Source organism: Sodalis ligni (genome assembly GCF_016865525.2).
GTDB classification, from domain to species: Bacteria; Pseudomonadota; Gammaproteobacteria; order Enterobacterales; family Enterobacteriaceae; genus Acerihabitans; species Acerihabitans ligni.
The window spans coordinates 276,572-301,887 of the sequence record NZ_CP075169.1; the positions used below are offsets into that span (position 1 = coordinate 276,572).

The window sequence follows — 25,316 nt, forward strand, 5'->3', positions numbered from 1 at the left end:
GGTATTTATATCCGCAGACTGCTGACAAAGTACTCTGCGTTAATAAGAGGGACAGGCTGCCAGAAGAGTAAACCGTCCGCGCCAGGGACCAATACGCCGGGAGCGTATTGGAACAACGCCGCCAGGCGTTGGCCCGAAGGGTGACCCTCAGGGTTGAGGGTCATAATCGCGCGGATCGAGCCTCCAGGGACGGATTCACGGCGTGTTTACGATCTGGCAGCTTGTCCCGACAAAGCACTTTGTCAACAAACTCAGGGTATTTATACTCGTCATCTTTCGAGCCGCAGCGGCGTTGGCTGCGGCCGCTCACTCGTTGACAATTTACTGCATCTTTTGGAATTGGCGATTGTCCAGGCTTTGGGAAATCTGCTTGTTAAGGAAATTAAGCAGCAGCATCGAGCGGGCTTCGCCGTCCGGCTCGGTGTAAATTGCCTGGAGTCCCTCAAAGACGCCTTCGGTTATCAACACGGTATCGCCGGCATGGGGCGTTTGCGGATCCTTAATCCCTTCATAAGCATGTTCCCTGAGCTCATTGATTACATCTTCCGAAATGGTTACCGGTAAATTGCCGAAACGGACGAAATGGCTGACGCCGCGCGTGGCGCTGATGGTGGTGGTATGAATGCGCTCGGGATCGAACTCTATAAACAGATAATTGGGAAATAGCGGCTCATTAACCTCGGTGCGTTTGCCCCGGACGATTTTTTCCAAGGTGACCATAGGAGTCAGGCAAGCGACCGCCTGTCGTTCCAAATGTTCTTTAGCGCGCATTAACTGACCGCGTTTGCAATACAATAAATACCATGCTTCCATAATCTGCTTTACTCGGTTCACTGATAATTCAGCATAGCAAAAGCCTTGAACTATATATAGCATCCGCTTTTAATGCTGCAGGCAGGTGGCATAAAAAATAATCTATTTACCCCGAATTTTGACAAAAGGCCAGCACGGTTGGTAAACAGACTTTATAATGCATCGATAACCCGGCTCCCGACGACTTTATGAAATACCGTGACTTGCGCGACTTTCTCTCTTTGCTGGAACAGCGAGGGGAGTTGAAACGAATTACCCTGCCCATCAGTCCCCATCTGGAAATGACGGAAATCGCCGATCGAACTCTGCGGGCCGGCGGACCCGCGCTGCTGTTCGAAAATCCCAAAGGTTATGCCATGCCGGTATTATGCAACCTGTTCGGTACCCCGGAACGGGTGGCGTTGGGTATGGGACAAGAGAGCGTCTTGGCATTGCGTGAAGTCGGGGAATTATTGGCTTTTCTTAAGGAACCGGAGCCGCCGAAGGGATTTCGCGACCTGCTGGATAAAGCGCCGAAGTTTCGCCAGGTACTGAATATGCCGGTGAAACGGCTCGGTTCGGCACCCTGCCAGGAGCAAATATGGCAGGGCGAAGATGTGGATTTATCACGCATCCCGGTAATGCACTGCTGGCCTGGAGATGCCGCCCCCCTGATTACCTGGGGGCTTACCGTGACACGAGGTCCCCATAAAGAACGCCAGAATATGGGTATTTACCGTCAGCAGGTTCTGAGTAAAAACAAAGTCATCATGCGCTGGCTTTCCCATCGCGGCGGCGCGCTGGATTTCCAGGAGTGGCGCCAGGCCCATCCGGGAGAAAGATTCCCGGTGGCGGGGGCGCTGGGGGCTGACCCCGCCACTATCCTGGCGGCGGTAACGCCGATACCCGATACTCTTTCCGAATACGCTTTCGCCGGGTTGCTGCGCGGTTACAAAACCGAAGTGGTTAAATGCATTTCCTGCGATCTTGATGTGCCCGCCGGCGCCGAAATTGTCCTGGAGGGATACCTTGAGCCGGGGGAAACCGCACCGGAAGGCCCTTACGGCGATCACACCGGCTACTATAATGAAGTGGATGAGTTTCCGGTGTTTACCATTACGCACATTACTCAGCGGCGTGACGCTATTTATCACTCCACCTACACCGGCCGTCCGCCGGACGAACCGGCTGTAATGGGCGTGGCGCTTAATGAAGTATTCGTTCCGATTTTACGTAAACAGTTTCCGGAAATTGTCGATTTCTATTTGCCGCCGGAGGGCTGTTCATACCGGCTGGCGGTGGTGACGATCAAGAAACGGTATCCGGGCCATGCCAAGCGGGTCATGATGGGCGTCTGGTCTTTCCTGCGTCAATTCATGTATACCAAATTTGTCATCGTGTGCGATGATGATATTAACGCGCGTGATTGGAAAGATGTTATTTGGGCGATAACCACCCGCATGGATCCCGCGCGTGATACGGTGTTAATGGAAAATACGCCGATTGATTACCTGGATTTTGCCTCGCCGGTTTCCGGATTGGGTTCAAAAATGGGAATGGATGCCACCAATAAATGGCCGGGTGAAACACAACGGGAATGGGGCACGCCCATTCTTATGGACGCTGAGGTCCGCACTCGTGTTGATGCGATCTGGGATGATCTGGCCATCTTTGAAAACAGTGGTAAAAGGCCGTGATATTTCTGGCTTTCTATTCCGTTTTGTATAATGACCCGACAGAGGGAATGCATGACAACAATGACCTGTAAGGTCACTTCCGTGGATGCTATCACCGATACGGTATATCGGGTGTGTTTAGTCCCTGAAGCGGCTTTTAGTTTTCGCGCCGGCCAATATCTGATGGTGGTAATGGATGAACGCGATAAACGCCCTTTTTCCATGGCTTCCACCCCGATGGAGAGTTCCTTTATCGAGCTGCACATTGGTGCTTCGGAGCTTAATCTTTATGCCATGGCCGTGATGGATCGCATTTTAAAGAACCGTGAAATCATCGTAGACATCCCCCATGGCGATGCCTGGCTCAGGGACGATACCCAGCGGCCGATCGTGTTGATTGCCGGCGGCACCGGATTTTCCTATGCCCGCTCCATTCTGCTGACCGTACTGGATAAACAACCGGAACGCGAAGTGGCCATTTACTGGGGCGGCCGCGAATTACAGCATCTGTACGATCTCAGCGAACTGGAAGCCCTGACGCTGCAGCATCCCCGTCTTAAAGTGGTCCCTGTGGTGGAACAGCCTGACGAAAATTGGCTGGGCAGAACCGGCACGGTGCTCAGCGCGGTCATGCAGGATTACGGCAACCTGGAGCAATACGACGTTTATATTGCCGGTCGTTTTGAAATGGCTAAAATCGCGCGGGAACGTTTCTGCGCTGAACGCGGCGCCACCGCGGAACGAATCTTCGGTGACGCGTTTGCCTTCATCTGACACTGGTTTGAATCCAGCGGTAAATTAAGGTCGGATTATGGAATCTTTTTCTTCTCTATATCAGGAGCATCTCGCGACGCTGCAAAAGCGGACCCGCGAGATCCTTGCCCGGCAGAATCTCGATGCGTTACTGATTCACTCCGGCGAACCCATCACGGCATTCCTCGACGATCAGGATTATCCCTTCCGGGTCAATCCACAGTTCAAGGCCTGGCTGCCGGTGACCAACGTCGCACATTGCTGGTTATGGGTCGACGGCGTGAACAAACCCATATTATGGTTCTACCTGCCGGTGGATTATTGGTACAGTGTAGAGCCGGTGCCCGACAGCTTCTGGACGCCTTTTATCACTATCGTACCCATCCGGAACCCCGACGATATTGGCGGATTGCTGCCGGCCCGCCGCGACAAGGTGGCATATCTGGGCTCCTCTGCTGCGCGGGCGTCAAGCCTCGGCCTGACGGCGAAAAACATCAATCCGAAACCGATATTGGATTTTCTGCATTTTCATCGGGCCTATAAGACCGATTATGAACTCGCCTGCATGCGTGAGGCGCAAAAACCGCCGTTACCGGGCACCGCGCCGCCAAGGAAGCGTTCCTCTCCGGCATGAGCGAATTCGATATCAATATCGCCTATCTCAGCGCCACCGGCCACCGCGATATCGACGTTCCCTATGGCAACATTATCGCGCTGAACGAGCATTCGGCGGTATTGCATTACACTACGCTTGAAAACCGCTGCCCGGATGACGTCCGCAGCTTTCTCATTGACGCCGGAACGGAATACCACGGTTACGCAGCGGATCTGACCCGCACCTACGCCGCGCGGAAAGATTCCGAATTCGCTCAGCTGGTGGCCGCCATGAATACGGAACAGCTGGCGTTAATCGACACCATCGAAGCCGGTGTCAGCTACATCGATTATCATATCCAGATGCACGGACGGATTGCCAAATTGCTCAAGACCTTCGATATCGTCACCGGCATCAGTGAAGAAGCCATGGTGAAAGAGGGGATTACCGGTCCGTTCCTGCCGCATGGCCTGGGGCATCCACTCGGGCTGCAGGTCCATGATGTGGGGGGCTTCATGCAGGACGATACCGGTACCCATCTGGCCCCCCCGGCCGCTTATCCATACCTGCGCTGTACTCGCGTTATGGAGCCGGGTATGGTCATGACCATCGAGCCCGGCCTGTATTTTATCGAATCGCTGCTTTCGCCCTGGCGCAGCGGCGCATTCAGCAGACATTTCAACTGGCAGCGCATCGAGATGTTCAAGGCTTTTGGCGGTATCCGCATCGAAGACAATATCGTCATAAAAGAAAAGCAGACTGAAAACATGACCCGCGATTTGAAGCTGGCATAATGCAGGCCTATTTCGTTCCCGCGGCGCCGGTCACCGCGGTGATGGAAATTAAAAAAAGTCGTTTTATCACCTTCCTGTCACCTGCGCGAGGGATTGATGCCGCCAGGGAGTGCATCCGGCAGGCCCGCGAGCAGCACCCCTCGGCGACACACCATTGCTGGGCCTATATTGCCGGACCGCCGCAGGATTCATCGCAGTTCGGCTTTTCGGACGACGGCGAGCCCTCCGGCACCGCCGGACGTCCCATGCTGGCACAACTTCAGGGCTGCGGGGCGGGAGAAATCACGGCGGTAGTGGTGCGATATTTCGGCGGCATAAAGCTGGGTACCGGCGGACTGGTAAGGGCTTACGGCGGCGGTGTGCAGCAGGCGCTAAAACTCATGGTCCGTGTGGAAATAGTCCCGCAGGTGGAATTCGTTGTATCTTGTCGTTATGAACAGCAGGCATGGATTGAAATGGCGGTCAAACAGGTTGCCGGCCGCATTGTCCAGAGCGAGTATGGCGAATCCATTAACTTTCGTGTGGCCATTCCCTTCGACAAGGTGGGCGAGGCTTCGCGGAAATTGGGCGATTTAAGTCGCGGCGCTTTGCATTTCTTGCCGATTACATAATAATCCCGTCCCCGGCTACCGTTGAATTTTTATTAAGGAACATGCTGAAATGCATTTTCGCGCCATAATCCGCATAGTCGGTCTGCTCGTCATGTTATTTTCCGGGACCATGATTGTTCCCGGTCTGGTGGCGTTGATTTATCGAGATGGAGCCGGCAGCGCCTTTACCCAGACCTTCTTTTTCACTTTGCTGATTGGTTTGCTGCTGTGGTTGCCGAACCGCCGCCAGAGGTATGAATTAAAACCCAGGGAAGGTTTTTTGATTGTGGTGCTGTTCTGGACGGTGCTGGGGAGCGTCGGCGCATTGCCGTTCCTGTTCGCCGATCACCCCGATCTGTCGCTGACCAATGCCTTTTTCGAGTCATTCTCCGGCCTGACCACCACCGGCGCCACCTCGCTGGTTGGCCTGGATAACCTGCCCAAGGCCATTCTCTTTTATCGGCAGATGCTGCAATGGTTCGGCGGCATGGGGATCATTGTGTTGGCGGTAGCAATTTTGCCAATACTGGGGGTTGGCGGCATGCAGCTTTACCGTGCCGAGATGCCCGGACCGTTAAAAGACAATAAAATGCGGCCGCGCATTGCCGAAACGGCTAAAACCCTCTGGCTGATATATCTCACTCTCACCATAATTTGCGCAGCGGCGCTCTGGGGCGCCGGGATGTCGGTTTTCGACGCCATCGGCCACAGCTTTTCCACCGTGGCCCTCGGTGGTTTTTCCACCCATGATGCCAGCATCGGCTATTACCACAGCCCGATGATAAACTCTATCGTGGCGGTTTTTTTACTGATTTCCGGTTGTAACTACGGCCTGCATTTTGCCGTGCTGAGCGGGCATAACCTGCGGGTATATTGGCGTGACCCGGAATTCAAGGTATTTATCTCCGTGCAGTTCATCCTGGTGGTGGTGGCCACGCTCATCCTTTGGCGTTTCAACGTGTACCAGACCGGACTACAAACCCTGAACCAGGCTTTTTTCCAAGTAGTTTCCATGGCCACCACCGCCGGTTTTACCACCGACAGCATCGCCCGCTGGCCGCTGTTCCTGCCGATACTGCTGTTGTGCTCGGCATTCATCGGCGGCTGCGCCGGTTCTACCGGCGGCGGCCTGAAAGTCATCCGTATTCTGCTACTTTATCTGCAGGGTTCGCGGGAGCTGAAGCGCTTGGTACACCCGAATGCGGTCTATACCATCAAGCTCGGCACCAGGGCTTTGCCGGAACGTATCCTGGAGGCGGTGTGGGGGTTCTTTTCAGCCTATGCCCTGGTTTTTATTGTCAGTATGCTGGCGATTATCGCCACCGGCGTTGATAATTTCTCCGCGTTTGCTGCGGTAACCGCTACCCTGAATAATCTGGGCCCGGGGCTGGGGGTGGTTGCGGAAAATTTCACCGCCATGAATTCGGTGGCTAAATGGATACTGATTGCCGACATGCTGTTCGGCCGATTGGAGGTATTCACCGTATTGGTGCTCTTCACGCCCACTTTCTGGCGCGAGTAGGTTTGTTATGCATATTTTGATTCTTTATTCCAGCCGGGACGGACAAACCCGAAAAATTTCGCGGTTTATTGCGTCCGCCCTTACGGATACCGCGACCTGTGATGTCGTTGATCTCAGCCAGGCCGATGACTGTTCGCTTCAGAATTACGATGGCATTATTATCGGCGCCGCCATCCGGTACGGCCATTACGCCGCCGACCTGCATAATTTCATCCGGCGGCATCTGGACCGGCTGAATACGCTGCCCAGCGCTTTTTTCTCCGTTAATCTGACGGCGCGTAAACCGGATAAACGCACGCCCGAAACCAATGTGTATACCCGTAAATTCCTGGCCGCTACGCCCTGGCGGCCTGATGGATGCGCCGTTTTCGCCGGTGCGCTGCGCTATCCGCAATACCGCTGGCTGGATCGGGTCATGATCCAGTTGATCATGCGGATGACCGGCGGCGAGACCGACAGTTCAAAAGAAGTCGAATATACCGACTGGGAACAGGTTACGGCCTTCGCCCGGGATTTTGCAGTTTTAACCGATAAAGCTTCCCGCCAGGAGGGCGAAGCGAAGGGATTTGGTGAAAAATAAACCGATCGGTGGAATTGTTGCAATTAGCACTTGTCTCGCCTCAGGAAATCCCTATAATGCGCCTCCACTGACCGGGATTAACCGCTGCGACGGACCGGGTCGGGAAGGGAAAAGCGCTTCGCTAAAGCAAATAAAAGCTTGACTCTTCAACGGGAAAGCGTAATATACGCAACCCGCGCCAGGTGAGAATAGTGCTCCCCGACGCACGCTCTTTAACAATTTATCAGACAATCTGTGTGGGCACTCACAAGACCGTATCGAAACACAACAATACAAGTCTTGAAGAGTGACAAACAGTTAATTCAAAAGATTAACCAGATGAAATCTTTGAGCATCAAGCTTTTAATTGAAGAGTTTGATCATGGCTCAGATTGAACGCTGGCGGCAGGCCTAACACATGCAAGTCGAGCGGCAGCGGGAAGTAGCTTGCTACTTTGCCGGCGAGCGGCGGACGGGTGAGTAATGTCTGGGGATCTGCCCGATGGAGGGGGATAACTACTGGAAACGGTAGCTAATACCGCATAACGTCGCAAGACCAAAGTGGGGGACCTTAGGGCCTCACACCATCGGATGAACCCAGATGGGATTAGCTAGTAGGTGGGGTAACGGCTCACCTAGGCGACGATCCCTAGCTGGTCTGAGAGGATGACCAGCCACACTGGAACTGAGACACGGTCCAGACTCCTACGGGAGGCAGCAGTGGGGAATATTGCACAATGGGCGCAAGCCTGATGCAGCCATGCCGCGTGTGTGAAGAAGGCCTTCGGGTTGTAAAGCACTTTCAGCGGGGAGGAAGGGGTTGGGTTGAATAGATTCAATCATTGACGTTACCCGCAGAAGAAGCACCGGCTAACTCCGTGCCAGCAGCCGCGGTAATACGTAGGGTGCAAGCGTTAATCGGAATTACTGGGCGTAAAGCGTGCGCAGGCGGTTTTGTAAGACAGTGTGAAATCCCCGGGCTCAACCTGGGAACTGCATTGTGACTGCAAGGCTAGAGTACGGCAGAGGGGGGTGGAATTCCACGTGTAGCAGTGAAATGCGTAGATATGCGGAGGAACACCGATGGCGAAGGCAGCCCCCTGGGTCTGTACTGACGCTCATGCACGAAAGCGTGGGGAGCAAACAGGATTAGATACCCTGGTAGTCCACGCTGTAAACGATGTCGATTTGAAGGTTGTGGCCTTGAGCCGTGGCTTTCGGAGCTAACGCGTTAAATCGACCGCCTGGGGAGTACGGCCGCAAGGTTAAAACTCAAATGAATTGACGGGGGCCCGCACAAGCGGTGGAGCATGTGGTTTAATTCGATGCAACGCGAAGAACCTTACCTACTCTTGACATCCAGAGAAGACTTCAGAGATGGAGTTGTGCCTTCGGGAGCTCTGAGACAGGTGCTGCATGGCTGTCGTCAGCTCGTGTTGTGAAATGTTGGGTTAAGTCCCGCAACGAGCGCAACCCTTATCCTTTGTTGCCAGCACGTAATGGTGGGAACTCAAAGGAGACTGCCGGTGACAAACCGGAGGAAGGTGGGGATGACGTCAAGTCATCATGGCCCTTACGAGTAGGGCTACACACGTGCTACAATGGCGCATACAAAGAGAAGCGAACTCGCGAGAGCCAGCGGACCTCACAAAGTGCGTCGTAGTCCGGATTGGAGTCTGCAACTCGACTCCATGAAGTCGGAATCGCTAGTAATCGTGGATCAGAATGCCACGGTGAATACGTTCCCGGGCCTTGTACACACCGCCCGTCACACCATGGGAGTGGGTTGCAAAAGAAGTAGGTAGCTTAACCTTCGGGAGGGCGCTTACCACTTTGTGATTCATGACTGGGGTGAAGTCGTAACAAGGTAACCGTAGGGGAACCTGCGGTTGGATCACCTCCTTACCGAAAGATACGCGTCAAGTGACGTGTCCACACAGATTGTCTGATAGAAGTGATGAGCAAACAGCTCGTATGGTTTACACGTGAAGCCCGGCTTCGCACGTGCAAGGCATCGTCCGATGATAGGAGAGCAACGCGATGCGTTGTTCGACTAGAAAGAGGTCGCTTACTTTCATTAATGAAAGTTTCGCCTTACGGAAAAGCAACGCGGTGCGTTGCAAGCATTTTCCGTGTCCCCTTCGTCTAGTGGCCTAGGACACTGCCCTTTCACGGCGGTCACAGGGGGTCGAACCCCCTAGGGGGCGCCAAACAGCCTACGCGTCTGATAAATTTCAGAGCGCATTTGAAAGAGTGCGCTGCGAAATACTGCTCTTTAACAATCCGGAACAAGCTGAAAATTTGAAAAAAACATGCTGAGCAAAATCAGTATGCGAGTCTCTCAAAGCAAGCAAACCTAGAATGCTGTTATGTCGATAACAGCCTCTGTCCAACGCTGGCGATGTCCGTAACAGGCCGCGCCGAAGCAAGACTGAGCGAACGACTGCAGGGCAAGGCGCCCGGCACGGAGAAACCGGAGTGGACTGTATGTCCATGAGGATTTCGAGTACCGGAGCAACGCGGCCATGTAGTCGTGCAGCCGGTCGGACAGAACAAACACTTTAGGGTTGTGAGGTTAAGTGACTAAGCGTACACGGTGGATGCCTAGGCAGTCAGAGGCGATGAAGGACGTGCTAATCTGCGAAAAGCGTCGGTAAGCTGATATGAAGCGTTATTAGCCGGCGATGTCCGAATGGGGAAACCCAGTGCAATTCGTTGCACTATCATTGCGTGAATCCATAGCGCAATGAGGCGAACCGGGGGAACTGAAACATCTCAGTACCCCGAGGAAAAGAAATCAACCGAGATTCCCCCAGTAGCGGCGAGCGAACGGGGAACAGCCCAGAACCACCATCAGCTTTTGCATCAGGAGAACGGTCTGGAAAGTCCGGCGACAGAGGGTGATAGCCCGTATCCGAAGGTGCAGAGGTTGTGGGTTCGATGAGTAGGGCGGGACACGTGATATCCTGTCTGAAGATGGGGACCATCCTCCAAGGCTAAATACTCCTGACTGACCGATAGTGAACCAGTACCGTGAGGGAAAGGCGAAAAGAACCCCGGCGAGGGAGTGAAACAGAACCTGAAACCGTGTACGTACAAGCAGTGGGAGCCTTGAGAAATCGGGGTGACTGCGTACCTTTGTATAATGGGTCAGCGACTTATATTCTGTAGCAAGGTTAACCGCATAGGGAGCCGTAGGGAAACCGAGTCTTAACTGGGCGCACAGTTGCAGGGTATAGACCCGAAACCCGGTGATTCAGCCATGGGCAGGTTGAAGGTTGGGTAACACTAACTGGAGGACCGAACCGACTAATGTTGAAAAATTAGCGGATGACTTGTGGCTGGGGGTGAAAGGCCAATCAAACCGGGAGATAGCTGGTTCTCCCCGAAAGCTATTTAGGTAGCGCCTCGTGAATTCATCTTCGGGGGTAGAGCACTGTTTCGGCTAGGGGTCCACCCCGGATTACCAACCCGATGCAAACTGCGAATACCGAAGAATGTTATCACGGGAGACACACGGCGGGTGCTAACGTCCGTCGTGAAGAGGGAAACAACCCAGACCGCCGGCTAAGGTCCCAAAGTCATGGTTAAGTGGGAAACGATGTGGGAAGGCATAGACAGCCAGGATGTTGGCTTAGAAGCAGCCATCATTTAAAGAAAGCGTAATAGCTCACTGGTCGAGTCGGCCTGCGCGGAAGATGTAACGGGGCTAAACCATGCACCGAAGCCGCGGCAGCGGGCGTATCACTTAAGACAATTGTGCGGTAAAGACGATTGACGGAGCGCAGCGACGTCAATGCGTTCATGACGTCGAGTTGACTTAAGGATACGCCCGTTGGGTAGGGGAGCGTTCTGTAAGCCTGAGAAGGTGGCCTGTGAGGGTTGCTGGAGGTATCAGAAGTGCGAATGCTGACATAAGTAACGATAAAGCGGGTGAAAAGCCCGCTCGCCGGAAGACCAAGGGTTCCTGTTCAACGTTAATCGGAGCAGGGTGAGTCGACCCCTAAGGCGAGGCCGAAAGGCGTAGTCGATGGGAAACAGGTTAATATTCCTGTACTGGGTGTGACTGCGAAGGGGGGACGGAGAAAGCTAGACCGGCCGGGCGACGGTTGTCCCGGTTCAAGCGTGCAGGTGGAGAGGACAGGAAAATCCGTTCTCTTATAACACTGAGGCGTGATGACGAGCCACCACGGTGGCGAAGGGTTGATGCTACGCTTCCAGGAAAAGCCTCTAAGCACCAGGTCACATCGAATCGTACCCCAAACCGACACAGGTGGTCAGGTAGAGAATACCGAGGCGCTTGAGAGAACTCGGGTGAAGGAACTAGGCAAAATGGTGCCGTAACTTCGGGAGAAGGCACGCTGGCATTAGGTGGAGGAACTTGCTTCCCGAGCTGAAGCCAGTCGCAGATACCAGCTGGCTGCAACTGTTTATTAAAACACAGCACTGTGCAAACACGAAAGTGGACGTATACGGTGTGACGCCTGCCCGGTGCCGGAAGGTTAATTGATGGGGTTATCCGTAAGGAGAAGCTCTTGATCGAAGCCCCGGTAAACGGCGGCCGTAACTATAACGGTCCTAAGGTAGCGAAATTCCTTGTCGGGTAAGTTCCGACCTGCACGAATGGCGTAATGATGGCCAGGCTGTCTCCACCCGAGACTCAGTGAAATTGAACTCGCTGTGAAGATGCAGTGTACCCGCGGCAAGACGGAAAGACCCCGTGAACCTTTACTATAGCTTGACACTGAACATTGAGCCTTGATGTGTAGGATAGGTGGGAGGCAGTGAAGTAGGGACGCCAGTCCTTATGGAGCCAACCTTGAAATACCACCCTTTAATGTTTGATGTTCTAACTCCGGCCCCTAATCGGGGTCGAGGACAGTGTCTGGTGGGTAGTTTGACTGGGGCGGTCTCCTCCTAAAGAGTAACGGAGGAGCACGAAGGTTAGCTAATCACGGTCGGACATCGTGAGGTTAGTGCAAAGGCATAAGCTAGCTTGACTGCGAGAGTGACGGCTCGAGCAGGTGCGAAAGCAGGTCTTAGTGATCCGGTGGTTCTGAATGGAAGGGCCATCGCTCAACGGATAAAAGGTACTCCGGGGATAACAGGCTGATACCGCCCAAGAGTTCATATCGACGGCGGTGTTTGGCACCTCGATGTCGGCTCATCACATCCTGGGGCTGAAGTAGGTCCCAAGGGTATGGCTGTTCGCCATTTAAAGTGGTACGCGAGCTGGGTTTAGAACGTCGTGAGACAGTTCGGTCCCTATCTGCCGTGGGCGTTGGAAGATTGAGAGGGGCTGCTCCTAGTACGAGAGGACCGGAGTGGACGCACCACTGGTGTTCGGGTTGTCATGCCAATGGCATTGCCCGGTAGCTACGTGCGGAAGAGATAACCGCTGAAAGCATCTAAGCGGGAAACTTGCCTCGAGATGAGTCTTCCCTGTGGCTTTAGGCCACCTGAAGGGACGTTAAAGACGATGACGTTGATAGGTCGGGTGTGTAAGCGCAGCGATGCGTTGAGCTAACCGATACTAATGACCCGTGAGACTTAACCTTACAACACCTAAGGTGTTTGGGCGATGAGAGCGTTGTCCGCGAGGGCGATGAGAGAATTTTCAGCGAAGTTCCGGATAAAGGCCAATGGTCATCGTTGAAAGATGACGGTTGGATAACGAATTTGCCTGGCGGCACTAGCGCGGTGGTCCCACCTGACCCCATGCCGAACTCAGCAGTGAAACGCCGTAGCGCCGATGGTAGTGTGGGGTCTCCCCATGCGAGAGTAGGGAACTGCCAGGCATCCATTAAGGCCGATACCTCGAGTGTGACAAGAGGCGTTGGTGAAGCACCACAAACGGTTTTATGACATGCGTTGACCCCGCAAATGTTAAGTTTGGGTGTAGTACCGAATCGTGGTGCGGTAGTTCAGTCGGTTAGAATACCGGCCTGTCACGCCGGGGGTCGCGGGTTCGAGTCCCGTCCGCACCGCCACCCTATTTAGGGGCGTAGTTCAATTGGTAGAGCACCGGTCTCCAAAACCGGGTGTTGGGAGTTCGAGTCTCTCCGCCCCTGCCAGAAAACAGATAAAGCCCTTCGCTTACGCGAGGGGCTTTTTTTTATTTTTAAACGCAATACATCCCTCGTAGTATGGCGCTATTTTTGTTATGCACTTACACAAAATAATGCTCAGATAACCAGTCTACTTTTAACGATGGAAGTGTCATTGGCTGATGATACCGCCCTTTGATAGGGCTGTTTTTATAAAATGATTTACCAGCCTGATTTCTTATGCGTTCCACAATTCGGACGCGGCGGGCAAGAGTACTGCGGAGGCGGATAGCACCCTGGGCGCGGCGGATAATATGGCTGCCTATAATAAAGCGGCGGAGTAACAAAATAAGTACCGGCAGGCTCTAAACTGTATTGTCCATCAAAGCCGACGGCGAACGCTTGGAAAGCATAATTAGTGTTCGGGTTCAAATTATACAAAGCAAGCCAGGGAGTATTTCCATCGGTTTGTCCCGCCCAGTAGCCGGGGCTGGCGGCTTGCCATACATTAAAGTATGCCACAGGCGCACCACCGATGCCGGGCGTCCAGCTAAGCAATACTGACGTTGGAGTAAGATTGCTGGTCACCATATTGGTAGGCGATACAGGCCTTTCATTGATTGGCCGATTACAGTAGGAAAAATTAGAATTCGTCATAATAATATCCTCAATCTCTCAGGTCAACGCTATAATCAATCAGACGCGATATGAGTTACTTTTCTATAAACAGTGGCGATGCGCAATAAACATTGTTGAAGTGAAGACATTTAACAGTAAATATAATTAAGATTAGAATCTTAGCTTTTAGATAAAAATATAACCATAAGTTTTATCAAAATTTGAAAATTATTATTTATTCCTATAATCTATTGGTTGCGTGGAATGCCGTCAATTGTCAAATTTAAAATGGAAGTTTCCTTTATCAATGCAAGAGGCGATATGCTTTGGATAACATAGTTAACTATATGATTTTAAATTCAATGCTATTACTAATAAATAGTTTGAAAGAAAAACAGAATTGATAAAATAGCCATTCGAAAGCATGACTTAATATGCTGGAGTGATCTGCCGGTTCGAGCCCCTTCACCTGATTCTCGTTTTACGGCGGGAGTGACCTCCACCAGCCATCACCAGGGCTTATAAAATTAAGCCGTCGCCAAGACTTTCAAGATCATAACGAAATGCCTTCCCGGCAACTGCCGCCCCAGCCGTGGGCGATCTGGCCTGATGCAGAATTTCGTTGCAAAAATAGAATCCGGGAAATAACAGCAATGTAATCCATATTTTCAAACCGATTTTACTAGGGTTTCATATGATCGAGAGACACTGTGCAATGCCGCAGCTCAAAATGTTGCAATAAATGTAAAAACCATAATGTTCTCGCCAAAAGATATATAGCAGATTAATGCATGGCTCAACTCATGTTACATGTTGATGAGTGAAATGTTAAGGCGGTATTTCCCTAATTTTGAAGCATTTAATTTTTCCTCTGTATGGACACTGTACAAAAATATATCCATAAGCCACAGATTTAAATGAAAAAAATTACGATGCCTCTCTAGTCCTATTTGTCAAAAGTGTGATGCGCTACGATATAAAAAAGCCTTTTCTTGTTTAATTTTATTGTTGTTAGCCTTTAAGAAATACCCGTACATTTTATGATTATAAGAGGACGATGACTATGTGGAAGCGTTTACTTTTAGGATCTGCCATTTCTGTCGCGATGTCTGCAATGGCACTGGCCGCGCCGTTGACGGTGGGGTTTTCTCAGGTCGGCTCAGAGTCTGGCTGGCGCGCGGCGGAAACTACGGTAGCAAAAAGTGAAGCCCAGAAGCGCGGCATAACGTTGAAAATTGCCGATGGACAGCAAAAACAGGAAAACCAGATTAAAGCGGTCCGTTCATTCATTGCCCAGGGCGTAGACGCCATATTTATAGCGCCGGTGGTGCAAACCGGTTGGGAACCCGTTTTACAGGAAGCCAAAAGCGCTAAAATCCCGGTCTTCTTGCTGGACCGCGCTATTGTAGTCAAAGACAACTCGTTATATATGGCCGTAGTAACCGCTGATAATGTGCTTGAAGGCCGGCTGATAGGCGACTGGCTGGTGAAAACCATGAACGGCAAACCTTGTAACGTGGTGGAACTGCAGGGTACGGTGGGCGCCAGCGTGGCAATCGATCGTAAGAAAGGTTTTGCGGAAGCCATAGCAAAAGCGCCGGCAATAAAAATTATTCGCTCTCAGTCCGGTGACTTTACTCGCACTAACGGCAAAGTAGTCATGGAAAGTTTTATTAAAGCTGAAAACAATGGTAAAAATATATGCATGGTTTTCGCCCATAATGATGACATGGCAATAGGTGCGATACAGGCAATCAAAGAAGCGGGGCTTAAACCGGGCAAGGATATTCTTACCGGTTCAATTGATGGTGTTCCTGATATTTATAAAGCAATGCTGGCGGGAGAAGCCAATGCTAACGTGGAATTGACGCCTAATATGGCTGGCCCGGCATTTGATGCGCTTAACGCATATTTAAAGGATGGAACAAAACCACCTAAAATCATTAAAACAGAAAGCAGATTATATCTGCCCGCCGACGCTCAGGCGCAGTTAGCCAAGAAAAGTGGCATGGGGTACTAAAAAGTCGCTGTTTTATACCTAAAAGAGGGAAGGTCGAACTGCGAGTGATCGCACATTATAAAAATTCGCCACTGGGACAGGGGCAGAGGGAATATTCAACGTAAAACATTCCGCGTCATGGGTCCCGCGCTAAGGCCCATGACGCGGCAACAGCACATGACCCGTGTTGTTTCAAACGCTCCTGGCCGGTGGGTTGCCAGCGGCGACGGTTTATTCTTCTGCATCCTGCCTGGCGGGTCGTGGCACGGTTTGTCAAAATCCGGGTCCTTAGGTGTATTGATAAGGCAGTTTTTCCGGCTACGTTTTCAGGAGCATATTCCGTGGGCATCAACGAAAAACACGATGACGTATTACTCAGGATTACCGGTCTGAGTAAAAGCTTTCCCGGTGTCAAGGCGCTTAATGACGTTTCGTTAAGCCTGCGACGGGGTGAGATTATGGCGCTGCTCGGGGAAAATGGCGCTGGAAAATCCACACTAATCAAAGCGTTAACCGGTGTCTATCAGCGCGACAGCGGCTCAGTCAATCTGGATGGTCAGGACATTCATCCCAAAAATACCGCTCATGCACAGTCGTTGGGTATCGGCACCGTGTATCAGGAAATCAACCTGCTGCCCAATCTGTCGGTTGCCGATAATCTCTTTATCGGCCGCGAGCCGCGGCGGTTTGGTTTTATCAATCGCAAGGAAATCAACCTCAGGGCACGGGACATTCTGGCCGGCTACGGCTTCGCCCTGGATGTAACGGAACCACTGGGGCATTTCTCCGTCGCCATGCAGCAGATTGTGGCGATTTGCCGCGCGGTGGACCTGTCCGCCAAGGTGCTGATACTGGATGAACCCACCGCCAGCCTGGATGCCAACGAAGTTGAAATGCTGTTTACCATCATGCGGCAGTTGCGCGATCGGGGAATCAGCCTCATTTTCGTTACGCATTTTCTCGATCAGGTTTACAAGATTTCCGACCGGATTACGGTATTGCGCAACGGTGAATTCGTTGGTACCCGCGAGACCCGTGAGCTCCCCCATATAGAGCTGGTGAAGATGATGCTGGGGCGCGAACTGGATGAACATGCCTTGCAGCGGGCCGGGCGCACGCTGCTCAATGACAAGCCGGTGGTGGCGTTTGAAGGCTACGGTAAAAAGAATACCATCATGCCTTTCGATTTGGCGGTACGGCCGGGGGAAATTGTCGGTCTTGCCGGCTTGCTGGGATCGGGACGGACGGAAACCGCGGAGGTCATTTTCGGCATCCGCACGGCGGATTCGGGCAGCGCCCTCATCAAAGGGAAAAGAAAGGTTATACGTTCTCCCAACCAGGCCTCGCGGCTGGGGCTGGGCTTTTGCCCCGAGGACCGCAAAACCGACGGCATTATCGCCGCGGCGTCGGTACGGGAAAATATCATTCTTGCCTTGCAGGTTCAGCGCGGCTGGCTGCGCCCCATCTCACGCAAGGAGCAAAACAATATTGCCGAGCGCTTTATCAGGCAGCTCGGGATTCGCACACCCAGTCCCGAACAGCCCGTTGACTTCCTTTCCGGCGGGAACCAGCAAAAAGTGCTGTTGTCCCGCTGGTTATTGACCAAACCGCAGTTCCTGATTCTCGATGAACCCACCAGGGGTATCGATGTCGGCGCCCATGCTGAAATCATTCGGCTGATTGAAACCTTGTGCGCCGATGGCCTTGCCCTGTTGGTTATCTCTTCGGAACTGGAGGAATTGGTGGGATACGCCGATCGGGTGGTTATCCTGCGTGACCGCAAACATATCACCACCATTCCCCTGGAAGAATTGTCGGTTACCGCCATTATGAATGCCATTGCCGCCTAAGGAGCATGAGGTTATGTCCGGTTCAACGCCTTCCTTGACTAAAACGGTTACCGCCAAGCGGTGGCCGAGCGGCATGCCTCAGCTGGCTGCGCTGATCGTGGTATTGATCGCCGACGGTATTGTCGCCAATAATTTTTTCTCGATACATATGCAGGACGGCCGGCTGTTCGGCAGCCTGATTGATATTTTGAACCGCTGCGCGCCGGTGGCCTTGCTGTCCATCGGCATGACGCTGGTCATCGCCACCGGCGGCATCGATTTATCGGTGGGCGCGGTAATGGCCATCGCCGGTGCGGTGGCCGCCACGCTGACGGTACATGGCTACAGCCTGCCCGTTGTCATTTTGTCCACAATAGGCGTCGGTGTGCTATCCGGTTTGTGGAACGGCACGCTGGTGGCACTGTTAAAAATACAGCCTTTTGTCGCAACCCTGATTCTGATGGTGGCCGGACGGGGTATCGCCCAATTGATTACCGAAGGGCAGATCGTTACCTTCGACAATCCGTCCCTGGCCTGGATTGGCAGCGGTTCACTGCTGTATTTCCCCGTACCGGTCTTTATTACCCTTATTACCCTGGTCCTGGCATGGCTGCTGACGCGTAAAACAGCGCTGGGGTTGTTTATCGAGGCGGTGGGAATCAATATCCGCGCCGCCAAGAACGCTGGCGTAAAAACGCGCGTCATCGTGATGTCCACCTACATACTGAGCGGAATATGCGCCGCCGTCGCCGGGCTTATCGTCGCCGCCGATATACGCGGCGCCGACGCCAACAATGCCGGTTTGTGGCTGGAGCTGGATGCCATCCTGTCGGTGGTTATCGGCGGCGGCTCGCTGATGGGCGGCCGTTTCAATCTGTTCCTGTCGCTGTTGGGCGCATTGATCATTCAGGGAATGAATACCGGCATTCTTCTCTCGGGCTTCCAGCCGGAACTCAACCAGGTGGTGAAAGCCGTCGTCGTGCTCTGCGTGCTGGTGATGCAGTCATCCAGTTTTATCGTTTTTCTCAGGAGGCGCCGCCGCCATGTTTAAACGCAACCTTCCCCTGGTGATCACCATCTCGGTCTTTATTCTGGGTTATCTGTTCTGCTTGACCCAGTTCCGTGGGTTCGCCTCCACCCGGGTCATTTGTAACATCCTGACGGATAATGCCTTTCTCGGCATCATTGCGGTGGGCATGACGTTTGTGATTCTTTCCGGCGGCATCGACCTGTCGGTGGGATCGGTTATCGCGTTTACCGGCGTTTTCCTGGCGCGGGTTATCGGCGACTATCATATGTCCCCGCTGCTGGCGTTTCCGCTGGTGCTGGTCATGGGCTGCGGGTTCGGCGCCTTTATGGGCTGGCTGGTGGATACCCTGAAGATTCCGGCCTTTATCATCACCCTGGCGGGCATGTTTTTTCTGCGCGGCGCCAGTTATCTGGTGTCGGAAGAGTCCCTGCCCATCAATCATCCCATCTATGACACTCTCTCCAACCTGGCCTGGCAGATCCCGGGGGGAGGGCGCCTGAGCGCCATGGGGGTACTGATGCTGCTGGTCATCGTATTCGGCATGATCCTGGCGCGCTATACCCGGTTCGGCAGCCAGGTATACGCCATCGGCGGCAACGCTACGGCCGCGAATCTGATGGGTGTCTCAACGCGCAGCACCACCATTCGTATTTACATGCTGTCAACCGGGCTGGCCACGCTTGCGGGGATAGTCTTTTCGATTTATACCTCCGCCGGCTATGCCTTGGCGGGAATGGGGGTGGAATTGGATGCCATCGCCTCGGTGGTTATCGGCGGCACCCTGCTCAGCGGCGGTATCGGCACGGTATTCGGCACCCTGTTCGGCGTGTTGATCCAGGGGCTGATCCAGACCTATATCAATTTTGACGGCACCCTTAGCTCCTGGTGGACCAAAATCGTCATCGGGATTTTGCTGTTTGCGTTTATCGCCTTGCAGCGCTTGCTGAATTCGCTATGGGAAAACAATCAAAACGCCAAAGTTACCAACATTCCCCGCACCGTAGGGAATCAAAGCGTCAAAACATCAGGGGCGGGATTGTGATCGGTATCTCTTTAATCCGCCTAAAACGGCTTTTAACGCATTTTAACCTGTAGAGGCTGGTGGGGTTAGGCAGACGTTTTAAGAGAATATGGCCGCGTTAAGGCGCTTAAATAACGGGAGTTTTCAGCAGTTGGCGTATGAGCGTGCGTTGATCGCTATTTTGTAACCAAACCGCATACAAAGGACGGAGCAACGGCGGCATCTCGGCGATGGCGATGAGCTCGGGGAAACTTTCCGCCCAGTGGCTGGGTAAAAAAACGCATGCCTGGGTGGTGGGCAATAAATAACGTGCCAAATGTGCCGAAGTGGTGCTCATGATCGGATTCGGATTATGCACCAGCAACCGGCTTTCATAAGTATGAAAATCCGCGCCCCATTCCAAACGGATATAAGGCCGCTCCTCTTCCTCCGGCTCGCTGGAGGCGGCAAAAAGTGTTAACGAAAAATTCCCCAGCAGCTGGCAGGTCAGCTCTTCCATTTTGGGAGCCTCCGTGGTTATGAGGAGATCCAACTGCCGTTCATGCAATTGATTTATCAGCGCGTGGCGCAAGGCGATGCGGGCCTCTACCTGCAGGGTAGGACGTTGCTGGTACAGCAACTGCAGCCATTGTCCCAGCCAAGCCTCCCAAAGCGACGCCGTGGCGCCGATAGACAACAGGTTATGCTGGAGCGAGCGTGTGACCTCCTGCTTGGCCAACTGCCAGGTGGCCATCAGGTTCTCCGCGTAGGGCAGCAGGCTCTCTCCGGCGGGGGTTAACCGGATATTATTGCGGTGCCGGGTGAACAAACTGACGCCTAATTGTGTTTCCAATTGGCGTATACGGAAGCTCACCGCGGACTGCGTCAGGTACAGCGCTTCGGCCGCGCGACCAAAGTGTCTGGTCCTGCTAACTTCTAAAAAGGTTTTAAGTAATTCCGTGTCCACGGCCATCTCCAAAAAATTTTTATCGTGACGATTTAAATGTTTTGTTTTACAGAAAGTCAAGCCTATCTAATACTCCGCGCCATAAACAGTACGGCTTATGAAAGGATGGGGAGCGCTTAAGATGGCGGACAGCTTTTCTACTACCAACCGGTATTTCGATAACAAAAACTACCCTCGCGGGTTTTCCCGACACGGCCATTTCACCATTCGGGAAGCCCAATTACTGGAACGTTGCGGCCATGCCTACAACGATCTGGACAGTGGTAAACGCGAGCCTGTGACCGACGAAGAGAAACAATTTGTTGCTGTATGTCACGGTGAACGGGAACCGTCAACGGAACATGAAAAAGTGTGGTTCAAGTACATAGAGCATATCCGTCGCCCCAAACGCTTCCATACCTTGTCCGGCGGTAAACCGCAGATGGATGTAGTGGAAGATTATACCGATAGCGAAGATTAATCCTTTCATGGGGCTTTCGCCCCATGTTATTCCATTTGTTGCCAAAGTTGTTGCAGTAAGCGGTCGATACTGCGATAGCTGACGGCTTCCGCCAAATGGCAACGCCGTATCTCCGGCTCGCCGGCCAAGTCAGCCAGCGTACGGGCGACCTTCAGCGTTCGGTGCCAGGCCCGCGCGGAAAGTCCGAGTTTTTCCATGATATTTTCCAAAAAAATCGCTTCAGCTTCGTCCAGGCGACAATAAACGCTTACCTCCTGATTATTCATATGTGCATTGATTTTCTGACAACGGCCCAACTGCGCCAGCCGGGCTATCCGCACCCGTTCCCGCACCGTCGCGCTCTGTTCGCCGTCCGTACCCGGCTGACGCAGCATGCCTGGAGGCAATAGCGGCACTTCAATGGACATATCGAAACGATCGAGGAACGGACCGGATAAACGGTTCAGGTAGCGCAAGGTCTGCTGGGGGCCGCTGCGGCTGTGGACGCCTTGATAATCACCGGAAGGGCTGGGGTTCATCGCTCCGATCAGCTGAAAGCGCGCCGGGTAGAGGACCTTGGCCTGGGCGCGGGAAATGTTGATTTCGCCGGCCTCCAGCGGCTCGCGCAACGCATCCAGCACCCGCCGCTGGAATTCCGGCAGTTCATCAAGGAACAGTACCCCGTTATGGGCCAGGGAAACTTCCCCGGGTCGCGGTATGGCGCCGCCCCCCACCAACGCCGCCAATGTGGCGCTGTGATGGGGGGCGCGAAAGGGACGCCGGCGCCAGTGCCGGCGGGCATTATCGACACTTATCAGACTGGCGATGGCGGCGGTTTCGATAGCCTCGTGATCGTCCAGGGCCGGCAACAACCCGGGCAGCCTGCTGGCCAGCATGGTTTTGCCGGTGCCCGGCGGCCCCATCAGCAGCAGGTTATGGCCGCCGGCGGCGGCGATTTCCAGCGCTCGCTTGGCCTGCTGCTGGCCGATAATATCCCGCAAATCGGTCCCTTCATGCTCGTCCGGCGGGTCGGCGTGGTATGCCACCGCGGCCAGTTCTCCCGCCCCCTGTATAAACCGGCAGACCTCCTGCAGCCGTTCGGCTGTCCGAACACGGCTATGGGGCACCAGCCCGGCTTCGGCGCCGTTGCGGTTCGACAGTATAAGCTGCCGCTCTGCCCGTGACGCTTCCAGCGCGGCGGGGATTGCCCCTTGTACCGGCCGGATTTCACCGGACAGCGCCAGTTCACCGAGGAATTCAAACCCGACCAGCTTCTCATGGGGGACCTGCTGTGACGCCGCCAGGATGGCCATGGCAATAGGCAAATCATAACGTCCGCCCTCTTTGGGCAGATCCGCCGGCGCCAGACTGACGGTAATGCGCCGGGCGGGAAAATCGAAGCCATTATTCAATAACGCGCTGCGTACCCGATCCCGCGCGCCCTTGACGGTGGCGTCGGGCAGCCCCACCAGGGTAAATCCGGGCAATCCCTTGCTGATGTGGGCCTCCACTGTTATCAAGGGGGCCTGGACGCCAATTGAAGCCCGGGTATAGACGAATGCGAGTGACATCACTGCCTCCATGCCGTGTTTTTACCCATTCTGCCCGACGACGCCGTGATGAATGATCTTAATAAGCGATCTTGCGGCGCCCATGGAGAAATTAATTTTCCCCATGATGCCCATGACACGGGTTATGCGTCCGGTCTCGCACGCTTTTTATGCGGTATGCCGCTGTGGTAATTCGGACTGACTACAGGGACAAAATGAAAAAAATTCATATGTAAACAAATTATTGAATATGTTTATGTTTATGCGTTTTTTGCGCCGCCCTCCGCGGCCGAAGAGATAAAAAAGAGTTGTCACCGGCGTCACTACTGTGATAACTCTGTAGGCATTCATTCGACCCGAAGTAAAATGAAAACCTATTTATGAAAGTCCTAGCCCAAGTGATTAGCCTAGTCGTGATTAGCGTGGTGGTGATTATTATCCCACCGTGCGGGGCTGCACTTGGACGACGAATAGCTTAGCAAACAAGCTTAACTCTCAAGAAAACCCCCGCACCGAAAGGACGGGGGTTTTTTTTTGCACCTTATTTTTTGGCAGGGTAAACGTAAAATGTATAAGGAACAGACCATGATTAACGGCATAAAATCCTGTTCCTGCCACCAGCGGGCGGGGATGTGACTATGAACGGGGCTCAGTGGGTGGTACAGGCGTTGCGCGCGCAAGGCGTGGATATGGTGTTCGGTTATCCCGGCGGCGCTATCATGCCGGTATACGATGCGCTCTATGACGGCGGGGTGGAACATCTGCTTTGCCGGCATGAACAGGGTGCGGCCATGGCGGCGATTGGCTACGCGCGGGCTACCGGCAAAGTAGGCGTTTGCATCGCCACCTCGGGTCCCGGCGCCACCAACCTTATCACCGGTCTGGCGGATGCCCTGCTGGACTCTGTTCCGCTGGTGGCCATTACCGGCCAGGTGGGCTCGGCGCTGATCGGCACCGATGCCTTCCAGGAAATCGATGTGCTGGGGCTGTCGTTGGCCTGCACCAAGCATAGCTTTTTGGTGGAGTCGCTGGAGGAGTTGCCGGCCATTATGACCGAGGCATTCGCCATTGCCGCCGGCGGACGGCCCGGACCGGTACTTATCGATATCCCTAAAGATATCCAGTTGGCAGTAGGGGATCTTAACCCGCATTTAATCAGCGTCGACGACCAGAGCGGCGTGGTCCAGGGCGATGTGGCGGCGGCGCGGGAATTATTGAGCCAGGCCAAAAAACCGATGCTGTATATCGGCGGTGGGGTGGGTATGGCGCGCGCGGTACCTGCGCTGCGTGACTTTATCGCCCAAACCGGCATACCGAGCGTGGCGACGCTGAAAGGTCTCGGCGCGCCGAACCCTGACGATGACTGTTATCTGGGCATGCTGGGTATGCACGGTAATCAGGCGGCCAATCTGGCGGTGCAGTCTTGCGATCTGCTGATGGCGGTGGGGGCGCGTTTTGACGATCGGGTTACCGGTAAGCTCAACGCCTTTGCCCCTCATGCCAAAGTGATTCATCTGGATATCGATCCGGCGGAATTGGGTAAACTCCGGCAGCCCCATGTGGCATTGCAGGGCGATTTGAACCGGATGCTGCCGGCCCTTGCGCAGCCGCTGTCGATAAACGGCTGGCGTTCCGAGACCCGGGCGCTGAAAGCGGAATACCGCTGGCGCTACGATCATCCCGGCCCGGCGATATACGCGCCGGCCTTGCTTGACAAGCTGTCCCGGCGGGCGCCGGAAAATACCGTCGTCACCACCGATGTCGGCCAGCATCAAATGTGGGCGGCGCAGCATATGCGTTTCAGCCGGCCGGAAAACTTCATTACTTCCAGCGGGTTGGGCAGCATGGGATTCGGCATCCCGGCGGCGGTAGGCGCGCAGGTGGCCCGTCCGCAGGATACCGTGGTCTGTGTTTCCGGCGACGGCTCGTTTATGATGAACGTCCAAGAGTTAACCACCATCAAGCGAAAACGGTTGCCGTTGAAAATCGTTTTGATGGATAACCAGCGATTAGGCATGGTTCGACAGTGGCAACAATTGTTTTTCGATGCACGTTACAGCGAAACCATCCTCTCAGATAATCCCGACTTCCTTGTACTGGCCAGCGCTTTTGACATCCCCGGCCAACGAATCACCCGCAAAGACCAGATTGATGCCGCCCTTGAGACCATGTTCGCCCACCAGGGTCCGTACCTGCTGCATGTCTCCATCGACGAAAACGACAACGTCTGGCCCCTGGTGCCCCCCGGCGCCGGCAATGAAACCATGTTGGAGAAATTATCATGATGCAGCATCAGCTTTCCATCGACGCCCGTTCCCGTCCCGAAGTATTGGAGCGTGTTCTGCGGGTGGTTCGTCATCGCGGATTCCGCGTCTGCGCGTTGAATATGGCGCCGCAAACCAATCCCGAAAATATAAATATTCAGTTGACCGTTGCAAGCCAACGCCCGGTCGATTTACTGTCTTCACAATTAAGTAAACTTATGGATGTCGCCTGTGTCGAGATCCTGCAATTGGCATCACAACAAATACGCGCCTAAGGCACGAGTAAGGAAAA

Annotated in this window: 17 protein-coding genes, 3 tRNA genes, 3 rRNA genes and 1 pseudogene; 20 read left to right on the top strand and 4 right to left on the bottom strand. The window is 53.7% G+C overall.

The window, feature by feature from the left end:
* Window positions 1-321: 321 nt before the first annotated feature.
* Window positions 322-813: a transcription/translation regulatory transformer protein RfaH gene (gene rfaH / locus GTU79_RS01240; protein WP_203524540.1), complete on the bottom strand. Its 492-nt coding sequence runs from the start codon at window positions 811-813 to the stop codon at window positions 322-324.
* A 188-nt stretch (window positions 814-1,001) separates the two neighbouring features.
* Here rfaH and ubiD point away from each other — a divergent pair, with 188 nt between their 5' ends.
* From ubiD to GTU79_RS01300, 12 genes and pseudogenes are all read left to right on the top strand, one after another.
* Window positions 1,002-2,489 carry a 4-hydroxy-3-polyprenylbenzoate decarboxylase gene (gene ubiD, locus GTU79_RS01245; protein ID WP_214513645.1) on the top strand — a complete coding sequence of 496 codons (1,488 nt, stop codon included), beginning with the start codon at window positions 1,002-1,004 and terminating at the stop codon, window positions 2,487-2,489.
* 51 nt (window positions 2,490-2,540) lie between these two features.
* Window positions 2,541-3,242, top strand: coding sequence for an NAD(P)H-flavin reductase (gene fre, locus GTU79_RS01250; protein ID WP_203524405.1), 702 nt, complete (start codon window positions 2,541-2,543; stop codon window positions 3,240-3,242).
* A gap of 37 nt (window positions 3,243-3,279) precedes the next feature.
* Window positions 3,280-4,610: pseudogene (gene pepQ / locus GTU79_RS01255) on the top strand (Xaa-Pro dipeptidase).
* Window positions 4,610-5,221 carry an IMPACT family protein gene (locus GTU79_RS01260; protein ID WP_203524403.1) on the top strand — a complete coding sequence of 204 codons (612 nt, stop codon included), beginning with the start codon at window positions 4,610-4,612 and terminating at the stop codon, window positions 5,219-5,221. The pseudogene pepQ and the gene GTU79_RS01260 overlap by 1 nt, the downstream one beginning before the upstream one ends.
* A 49-nt stretch (window positions 5,222-5,270) precedes the next feature.
* Window positions 5,271-6,722, top strand: a complete 1,452-nt coding sequence (gene trkH, locus GTU79_RS01265) for a Trk system potassium transporter TrkH (protein ID WP_132923855.1) — start codon at window positions 5,271-5,273, stop codon at window positions 6,720-6,722.
* Between the two features lie 7 nt (window positions 6,723-6,729).
* Complete coding sequence (gene hemG, locus GTU79_RS01270) at window positions 6,730-7,302, top strand: menaquinone-dependent protoporphyrinogen IX dehydrogenase (RefSeq protein WP_203524402.1); 573 nt, start codon at window positions 6,730-6,732, stop codon at window positions 7,300-7,302.
* Between the two features lie 343 nt (window positions 7,303-7,645).
* Window positions 7,646-9,186 (top strand): 16S ribosomal RNA (locus GTU79_RS01275).
* A gap of 229 nt (window positions 9,187-9,415) precedes the next feature.
* A tRNA-Glu gene (locus GTU79_RS01280) sits at window positions 9,416-9,491 on the top strand.
* 363 nt (window positions 9,492-9,854) lie between these two features.
* Window positions 9,855-12,839, top strand: a 23S ribosomal RNA gene (locus GTU79_RS01285).
* A 124-nt stretch (window positions 12,840-12,963) separates the two neighbouring features.
* Window positions 12,964-13,079: ribosomal RNA gene (rrf, locus tag GTU79_RS01290) — 5S ribosomal RNA — on the top strand.
* The 16S, 23S and 5S rRNA genes sit together here with 3 tRNA genes alongside, the layout of an rRNA operon.
* Before the next feature lie 115 nt (window positions 13,080-13,194).
* Window positions 13,195-13,271: transfer RNA gene (locus GTU79_RS01295), tRNA-Asp, on the top strand.
* 8 nt (window positions 13,272-13,279) lie between these two features.
* A tRNA-Trp gene (locus GTU79_RS01300) sits at window positions 13,280-13,355 on the top strand.
* A gap of 195 nt (window positions 13,356-13,550) precedes the next feature.
* Here the strand turns inward: GTU79_RS01300 and GTU79_RS01305 are convergent.
* Window positions 13,551-13,985 (bottom strand): fibronectin type III domain-containing protein, encoded by a 435-nt coding sequence (locus GTU79_RS01305; RefSeq protein WP_203524401.1) that lies wholly within the window; start codon window positions 13,983-13,985, stop codon window positions 13,551-13,553.
* Between the two features lie 1,024 nt (window positions 13,986-15,009).
* Here GTU79_RS01305 and ytfQ point away from each other — a divergent pair.
* From ytfQ to yjfF, 4 genes are all read left to right on the top strand, one after another.
* Complete coding sequence (gene ytfQ / locus GTU79_RS01310; RefSeq protein ID WP_132923851.1) at window positions 15,010-15,966, top strand: galactofuranose ABC transporter, galactofuranose-binding protein YtfQ; 957 nt, start codon at window positions 15,010-15,012, stop codon at window positions 15,964-15,966.
* A 326-nt stretch (window positions 15,967-16,292) separates the two neighbouring features.
* A complete protein-coding gene (gene ytfR, locus GTU79_RS01315) occupies window positions 16,293-17,795 on the top strand; it encodes a galactofuranose ABC transporter, ATP-binding protein YtfR (protein WP_203524539.1) in 1,503 nt (500 codons plus the stop codon).
* A 13-nt stretch (window positions 17,796-17,808) separates the two neighbouring features.
* On the top strand, window positions 17,809-18,825 hold the full coding sequence (gene ytfT / locus GTU79_RS01320) for a galactofuranose ABC transporter, ATP-binding protein YtfT (protein ID WP_203524400.1): 1,017 nt from the start codon (window positions 17,809-17,811) through the stop codon (window positions 18,823-18,825).
* Window positions 18,818-19,846, top strand: coding sequence for a galactofuranose ABC transporter, permease protein YjfF (gene yjfF / locus GTU79_RS01325; RefSeq protein ID WP_132923849.1), 1,029 nt, complete (start codon window positions 18,818-18,820; stop codon window positions 19,844-19,846). Before ytfT ends, yjfF begins: the two co-directional genes overlap by 8 nt.
* A 106-nt stretch (window positions 19,847-19,952) precedes the next feature.
* On the opposite strand, the gene hdfR is transcribed toward yjfF, so the two are convergent.
* Window positions 19,953-20,771 carry an HTH-type transcriptional regulator HdfR gene (gene hdfR, locus GTU79_RS01330; RefSeq protein WP_203524399.1) on the bottom strand — a complete coding sequence of 273 codons (819 nt, stop codon included), beginning with the start codon at window positions 20,769-20,771 and terminating at the stop codon, window positions 19,953-19,955.
* A 121-nt stretch (window positions 20,772-20,892) separates the two neighbouring features.
* Between hdfR and GTU79_RS01335 the strand changes: the two genes are divergently transcribed.
* Window positions 20,893-21,231, top strand: coding sequence for a MaoP family protein (locus GTU79_RS01335; RefSeq protein ID WP_132923847.1), 339 nt, complete (start codon window positions 20,893-20,895; stop codon window positions 21,229-21,231).
* Between the two features lie 26 nt (window positions 21,232-21,257).
* Here the strand turns inward: GTU79_RS01335 and GTU79_RS01340 are convergent, their stop codons facing one another.
* Window positions 21,258-22,781: a YifB family Mg chelatase-like AAA ATPase gene (locus tag GTU79_RS01340; protein ID WP_203524398.1), complete on the bottom strand. Its 1,524-nt coding sequence runs from the start codon at window positions 22,779-22,781 to the stop codon at window positions 21,258-21,260.
* 359 nt (window positions 22,782-23,140) lie between these two features.
* Here GTU79_RS01340 and ilvL point away from each other — a divergent pair, with 359 nt between their 5' ends.
* From ilvL to ilvM, 3 genes are all read left to right on the top strand, one after another.
* Complete coding sequence (gene ilvL, locus GTU79_RS01345) at window positions 23,141-23,239, top strand: ilv operon leader peptide (protein WP_132923845.1); 99 nt, start codon at window positions 23,141-23,143, stop codon at window positions 23,237-23,239.
* Window positions 23,240-23,398: 159 nt separating this feature from the next.
* Window positions 23,399-25,045, top strand: coding sequence for an acetolactate synthase 2 catalytic subunit (gene ilvG / locus GTU79_RS01350; protein WP_203524397.1), 1,647 nt, complete (start codon window positions 23,399-23,401; stop codon window positions 25,043-25,045).
* Window positions 25,042-25,299, top strand: coding sequence for an acetolactate synthase 2 small subunit (gene ilvM / locus GTU79_RS01355; protein ID WP_132923843.1), 258 nt, complete (start codon window positions 25,042-25,044; stop codon window positions 25,297-25,299). The genes ilvG and ilvM overlap by 4 nt, the downstream gene beginning before the upstream one ends.
* Window positions 25,300-25,316 lie beyond the last annotated feature (17 nt).

What these genes read in the sequence shown, in the direction of transcription:
- ilvG (WP_203524397.1), top strand. Translation starts at nt 23,399, where the DNA reads ATGAACGGGGCTCAGTGGGTGGTACAGGCGTTGCGCGCGCAAGGCGTG.
- hemG (WP_203524402.1), top strand. Translation starts at nt 6,730, where the DNA reads ATGCATATTTTGATTCTTTATTCCAGCCGGGACGGACAAACCCGAAAA.
- GTU79_RS01305 (WP_203524401.1), bottom strand. Translation starts at nt 13,985, where the DNA reads ATGACGAATTCTAATTTTTCCTACTGTAATCGGCCAATCAATGAAAGG.
- ilvL (WP_132923845.1), top strand. Translation starts at nt 23,141, where the DNA reads ATGAAAGTCCTAGCCCAAGTGATTAGCCTAGTCGTGATTAGCGTGGTG.
- GTU79_RS01340 (WP_203524398.1), bottom strand. Translation starts at nt 22,781, where the DNA reads ATGTCACTCGCATTCGTCTATACCCGGGCTTCAATTGGCGTCCAGGCC.
- rfaH (WP_203524540.1), bottom strand. Translation starts at nt 813, where the DNA reads ATGGAAGCATGGTATTTATTGTATTGCAAACGCGGTCAGTTAATGCGC.
- ytfQ (WP_132923851.1), top strand. Translation starts at nt 15,010, where the DNA reads ATGTGGAAGCGTTTACTTTTAGGATCTGCCATTTCTGTCGCGATGTCT.
- yjfF (WP_132923849.1), top strand. Translation starts at nt 18,818, where the DNA reads ATGTTTAAACGCAACCTTCCCCTGGTGATCACCATCTCGGTCTTTATT.
- ytfT (WP_203524400.1), top strand. Translation starts at nt 17,809, where the DNA reads ATGTCCGGTTCAACGCCTTCCTTGACTAAAACGGTTACCGCCAAGCGG.
- fre (WP_203524405.1), top strand. Translation starts at nt 2,541, where the DNA reads ATGACAACAATGACCTGTAAGGTCACTTCCGTGGATGCTATCACCGAT.
- trkH (WP_132923855.1), top strand. Translation starts at nt 5,271, where the DNA reads ATGCATTTTCGCGCCATAATCCGCATAGTCGGTCTGCTCGTCATGTTA.
- GTU79_RS01260 (WP_203524403.1), top strand. Translation starts at nt 4,610, where the DNA reads ATGCAGGCCTATTTCGTTCCCGCGGCGCCGGTCACCGCGGTGATGGAA.
- ubiD (WP_214513645.1), top strand. Translation starts at nt 1,002, where the DNA reads ATGAAATACCGTGACTTGCGCGACTTTCTCTCTTTGCTGGAACAGCGA.
- ilvM (WP_132923843.1), top strand. Translation starts at nt 25,042, where the DNA reads ATGATGCAGCATCAGCTTTCCATCGACGCCCGTTCCCGTCCCGAAGTA.
- GTU79_RS01335 (WP_132923847.1), top strand. Translation starts at nt 20,893, where the DNA reads ATGGCGGACAGCTTTTCTACTACCAACCGGTATTTCGATAACAAAAAC.